This is a genomic window from Bartonella sp. MM73XJBT.G, assembly GCF_028618435.1.
GTDB lineage: Bacteria > Pseudomonadota > Alphaproteobacteria > Rhizobiales > Rhizobiaceae > Bartonella.
In genome coordinates, this window is the sequence record NZ_JAQISW010000041.1 from 1 (window position 1) to 4,739 (window position 4,739).

The following is a 4,739-nucleotide window of genomic DNA, read 5'->3' on the forward strand; positions in this document are numbered from 1 at the left end:
AACATAGATGGTTGGGTCTTTGCCTTTACGGTAAACAATCGCATCCTTAACACGACTATCTGCTGTTAAGGCTATAAGCTTGTAATAGGGCTCTGTCCCGCTACCATTGCCACCACGGGCATGAAGCTCTATGCGTTCACGATACCTCTCGTCACTTTCACCCTCCATGCGGGCAAGACCATGCCAGTTTCCCAAAGCGTCAAGAGATTCACCGGTTGCAAAATCAAGAATGTTATTGCGTGCCGCTTCGTTAATACGCTGTCTTAAAAGCAACTCTCGATAGCTAAAAGCCTCAATGACTTTTACGGACGGATCACTTTCAAGAATGCTATATTCAGGCAAAAGCTCTTTTAAATGGGCAAGAGCAGCAGCGCGTATTTCCTCAAAAGAAAGTTCTGTGATAGAAAGTTCTGTGATGATTTCGGGTTTTGCAAGCACTCCATTCATTTTATCAATAATCCTTCCATGGTAATGGGCTTTCCGGATGGCAAATAAATTCCTTCAAAGGACAAAGTAACTTGTCCAGCCTCAACCATTTTAAAATCAATTTTTTTCAATTTAAAACGCGGTTCCCACTTATCTAAAGCCTCAGCAACAGCAGCATAAAGGGTAACGGCAAAAGCATTATTCACTGGTGCATCAATGATGCCGGCAACATGTGAACCATAGTCACGCCGCATGACACGCGAACCAATCCGTGTTGACAAAATGTCAAGGATTGATTGGCGCAAATGATCAATGCCGGTCAATGGTTTTCCTGTTGTGCGGTCCATTCCACTGTTCAATTGGGACCTCCTGTCATAGAACCACCAGGGGAAACACCACCATGAACATGGCTGTTTCCAATATTGGTGCCGTTATGCTTTAGTCCACTTGAGTGAATGGAAACATTATTCCCAGAATGAAGAGAGAGACTATCATTCGAATTCAGTGAAACGCCACCACCAGCCTTCAAAGAGATGTCGCCTTTTGCATTTAAATTTATATCGCTTTCTGAAACAATCTTTATGCCTTCCGGTGCGGTAAGCTCTAGCTTGCCACCATCACCTTTTAGTGACACACCATCAGCGATTGTCAGGATAAATTTTCCACCTGATTTGATGTGAATTCCATAAGTGTTTTGTTCATCATCATATTCAAGGCTGGTTCCATCAGGGTATATCGTTCGGTGAATGTTGCCCTTATCGGCTGCTTGATTAGCATCGGTATGAAGTGAACCAACAATCACCCCTTGTGATAAATCTCCGGATGACGAGACAACAATCACTTGCTCTCCGATATCACGCCCTTCATAAGAGCGTGTTTTACCGGCGCGGGCTTGTGTGTCTGGAATCCAGTCACTGACAAGATTGCCACTTTTTATCCGATAGCGTGCGTTTTTATGGTCGACATGGCTAATCTTACCCACCACAACCATATTGGCCACACGTCTCTTTAGATCTGTGATCTCTTTATCGCGTCGCTCTAACATGAGTAACCTCGATTTTATGGTATTTATCTTTATTTCTCACGCCTGTTTCTGGTTCAAAACTTAGGAAAGGTTCAACGAGTCTTGCTGTTACACTGCCTTCTTCTTCATCCATGTTGGGGATATTTGTCACATAAATGACTTCAAAGGTTAGAATTGCACCATGGAGCGCTAAGGCGCCATTATCGCCAAAGGCAAAAGCAATATTTTGCAGGCGGCATGTCTCAACAGTATTGTTAAGATTGGGATTGGCATGGAAAATCTCTTCAACTTGCCATGCTAATTGGTCAACAAAACGCGCTCCATCTTCACATGTCGCATAACATTCAACATCTAGCGTTAAAACACGCCGCCTTACTCCAAAATCATGCCCATCTTCGATGGTTTCACTTTGCGTTGAGATATTAATGGCTGGCATTGCTTCAATAAATAAATTGAAGTCACGCATATTGAAAACATTGTCACCAGCTGCCGTCTTTGCTGCTTTGATCAACCCAACAAATGTTTCTCTTATCGTTTCGCGTGGATGTTTCATTGTTTTATCTCCCGCAAGATAAGCTTATACATACCGGATTCTGAGGCTTGGACATCTGTGACCACGAAGTGCTCTTGAGAAGAGGGCGCTTTGCTGTTTTCAGGAGAGAGGACCACAATACTATCTTGAGGTTTTGGTGGTAAGCCTCCAATGTCATTGATACAAAGATCAAGTTCCTTTCTTGCAATTGTCGTGGGGATTCTGCCACCAGCGTCCGATTCCGAATGCTTAATGCCGTAAATCGCTGTGATACGAAAAGATTGCTGGTTGTCCTTTCGCGTGTAGATGATGGGCTGCCCAAAAGTGTTGCGTACATCTTTAACCATTTGGTTTAGCAGCCCGTGCCATCGCATGTTATTTCGCTCCAATCACTGCTTTAAACAGCATTTCAGGGCGTGTGCAGATGTAAAGCGGATAGCTATAGACTTCCGGTTTTACCCATGCATTACGGTCGTGGTCGACGATTAGCATGGTGTAGAGAGGCTTTCCAACGGTGTTGGCAAAATCCAAGCTTTCACCAGGAGCAAAGGTTTTTTGGAATACACCAGGCGCATCAACAGGAAAGAATTGACATTCATCAGGCTTAATTCCTATGGCACGCTTTGTTCCAGCCTTCGCACTCACATTATAGTTGTGAATACTCCGGTAATTAATAAAAGTGACACCTGCAAAGTCAAAACTGCCAAAACTTCCAGAACCAATTGCGCTTGGTGTTGCAACACCTCCGGCGCTATTAAGTGTTTGTGCTAAGGCTGTGTTGAGATAAGTTTCACGAATTGTTTTATGGTTTTTCAACTTGGAAAAGAATTCATTTCCACAAAGCTCAATAATCCGCGAACGATCAGAAAATGCTCCTTTTGAAGCCTCAATCATCCTCATAATGACTTGATCAACATTGTCAGCAACATTGGTTGTCTCATTATTCAGTTTAAAGTCAATGGGCTTTGGTGGTGTGATTTCCCATTCCTTGTACCAGTCAACAATGACAGAGCCATCAGCATCAAGGACAACACCTTGAACAGCGCCAAGCTGCATATTTTCCCATGTCAATTCGATTTCAGAAATCAGTTTCTTTTGTTTTCTGGCAATATATTTCATTGCTGTCTCTAACTGATCTTCTGCGCCAAATTCACGCCGGTTCTGGATTTCTTCTGATTTCACCGTATCACTTTTGGCAATCCGTGTTGTTTTGAAAAACCGAAGATTACGACCCTCTCTATCACCTTCTGTCAAAGGTGCGCCACGTTCACTGGTTTGAATAAGCCAAAATGTATTATCACGCCGTTCAATCCCAACCACTGTGGTACTGGTTTCAACTTCCTCAAAGAGATTAAGAGAACTTACAAGACCAGGTTGAAACTCATAGTTTTCAATGGCTTTCATCATTGTGATGCTTGAGAAAGCATCATGTTTAAAAAAAATCATATCCATGTGTGCATTCTCCTATCTCAATAGAATGTTGTTTTTGTCTTCGAAAGACTGAATGGCTGCTTTCTTTTGCTCATCTGTGATGGCATCTGGCCATAGCAGTTCAGAAGCTTTCACTGTGCATAAGCGTGCTGTAATCACGGCGCGTTGATCGGCGCCTGTTGCGTCAACAGTGGCAAAAGAAATCCCTGCCGGTGTTTGGCTGCCATCTGTTGCTGCTGGATTAAGGGGGACATAGTGTTCCGTTGCGGTTATCTTTCCCATGACAGTTCCCGCTTCAATGAATGCTCCTGATGCAAACACCACTTCTTCGTTTGACATATCGGGGTCGTAGGGTCCAAGATAAGCGCCATTGCGTACGTCGTCATAAATAATATTCGTCATTTCACTGCCCTCCAAGCTGCTTCCCACTTTGCGTGAATCTTTGCCTTGCTCGTCCCATCACTATGAGGGGTATAAGGCGAGACTTTTAAAGACGCACTTTGAGAGCTAGCAGCCGCCAACACACACTGGCGTGCTTTCTCAAGACTCATACCTTTTTGAATAGCTTTTGCTGCGTCAAAAGAAACGCCTAAATGCTTTGCTTGCCTTTCAAGGGTTGTTAGTGCTTTTGCGCGCTTTCTTTCTTTTTCAAGCACAGCTTTCATATCTTCGCGCTTGTCCTCATTGTCTTCATCCTCATCTTCGTTTTCTTCGTCGTCAAAGATTTCGGCGTTTTTGTCGACGTCATTATCGTCTTCGTCCTCTTCCTCGTCATTGATGATGTCGACAATTTTTTCGTCATCCTCTTCTTCAGCGCGGTATTGTGTACGTGCCATGTGTTTTGTCCTTCTTTTGTTGTTGGTGTTGGGTTTTGTGATATGGAATCCGTTAAGGCTTCCAAAGCTTGCGCAAGGGTGCCTTGCACATCTGCTAATCCAAGCGTGATCGCTTGGGTGCCTATAAAAGTTTCTGCTTTTGTGTCACGAATTGCAGCAGCATTTAAGCGTCTGTTTTGCGCCACCAAATCGACAAACATCTCGTAGAGCAGGGCGCAATCGGCTTGCATTTTTATCTGTGCTGTATCGCTCAAGGGTTCATGAGGATTGCCATGAACTTTGTGATCACCTTCAAAGACAAAGGTCCATTTATGCCCGTGTTTTTCATCTGCACGGGATTGGTCAAGATGGGCGCAAACGACACCAATCGAGCCTACAACACCCGTGCGAGCAACCCATATTTGAGAAGCAGAACAGGCAATGGCATAAGCTGCAGAACAGGCAAACTCATTGGCATGCGCCCAAATGGGTTTGTTATATTTTTTTGAGA

At 43.9% G+C, this 4,739-nt stretch carries 8 protein-coding genes and 1 pseudogene; all 9 read right to left on the reverse strand.

What is annotated here, in order from left to right:
• Positions 1 to 447: pseudogene (locus PVV59_RS09225) on the reverse strand (baseplate assembly protein); the annotation flags it as partial.
• Positions 444 to 785: a GPW/gp25 family protein gene (locus tag PVV59_RS09230; RefSeq protein WP_273755804.1), complete on the reverse strand. Its 342-nt coding sequence runs from the start codon at positions 783 to 785 to the stop codon at positions 444 to 446. The pseudogene PVV59_RS09225 and the gene PVV59_RS09230, both read right to left, overlap by 4 nt.
• Positions 782 to 1,471: a phage baseplate assembly protein V gene (locus tag PVV59_RS09235; RefSeq protein WP_273755805.1), complete on the reverse strand. Its 690-nt coding sequence runs from the start codon at positions 1,469 to 1,471 to the stop codon at positions 782 to 784. The genes PVV59_RS09230 and PVV59_RS09235 overlap by 4 nt, the downstream gene beginning before the upstream one ends.
• Positions 1,452 to 2,003, reverse strand: a complete 552-nt coding sequence (locus tag PVV59_RS09240; protein WP_273755806.1) for a hypothetical protein — start codon at positions 2,001 to 2,003, stop codon at positions 1,452 to 1,454. Before PVV59_RS09240 ends, PVV59_RS09235 begins: the two co-directional genes overlap by 20 nt.
• Complete coding sequence (locus PVV59_RS09245) at positions 2,000 to 2,356, reverse strand: hypothetical protein (protein WP_273755807.1); 357 nt, start codon at positions 2,354 to 2,356, stop codon at positions 2,000 to 2,002. Before PVV59_RS09245 ends, PVV59_RS09240 begins: the two co-directional genes overlap by 4 nt.
• A 1-nt stretch (position 2,357) precedes the next feature.
• Positions 2,358 to 3,434 (reverse strand): major capsid protein, encoded by a 1,077-nt coding sequence (locus PVV59_RS09250; protein WP_273755808.1) that lies wholly within the window; start codon positions 3,432 to 3,434, stop codon positions 2,358 to 2,360.
• A gap of 12 nt (positions 3,435 to 3,446) precedes the next feature.
• Positions 3,447 to 3,815, reverse strand: coding sequence for a head decoration protein (locus tag PVV59_RS09255; RefSeq protein WP_273755809.1), 369 nt, complete (start codon positions 3,813 to 3,815; stop codon positions 3,447 to 3,449).
• Complete coding sequence (locus tag PVV59_RS09260; protein ID WP_273755810.1) at positions 3,812 to 4,078, reverse strand: hypothetical protein; 267 nt, start codon at positions 4,076 to 4,078, stop codon at positions 3,812 to 3,814. The genes PVV59_RS09255 and PVV59_RS09260 overlap by 4 nt, the downstream gene beginning before the upstream one ends.
• Positions 4,075 to 4,739, reverse strand: a 665-nt coding sequence (locus PVV59_RS09265; RefSeq protein ID WP_273755811.1) for a S49 family peptidase, incomplete at its 5' end; no start/stop codon positions are given. The genes PVV59_RS09260 and PVV59_RS09265, both read right to left, overlap by 4 nt.

What these genes read in the sequence shown, in the direction of transcription:
- PVV59_RS09235 (WP_273755805.1), bottom strand. Translation starts at nt 1,471, where the DNA reads ATGTTAGAGCGACGCGATAAAGAGATCACAGATCTAAAGAGACGTGTG.
- PVV59_RS09240 (WP_273755806.1), bottom strand. Translation starts at nt 2,003, where the DNA reads ATGAAACATCCACGCGAAACGATAAGAGAAACATTTGTTGGGTTGATC.
- PVV59_RS09245 (WP_273755807.1), bottom strand. Translation starts at nt 2,356, where the DNA reads ATGCGATGGCACGGGCTGCTAAACCAAATGGTTAAAGATGTACGCAAC.
- PVV59_RS09250 (WP_273755808.1), bottom strand. Translation starts at nt 3,434, where the DNA reads ATGGATATGATTTTTTTTAAACATGATGCTTTCTCAAGCATCACAATG.
- PVV59_RS09255 (WP_273755809.1), bottom strand. Translation starts at nt 3,815, where the DNA reads ATGACGAATATTATTTATGACGACGTACGCAATGGCGCTTATCTTGGA.
- PVV59_RS09260 (WP_273755810.1), bottom strand. Translation starts at nt 4,078, where the DNA reads ATGAAAGCTGTGCTTGAAAAAGAAAGAAAGCGCGCAAAAGCACTAACA.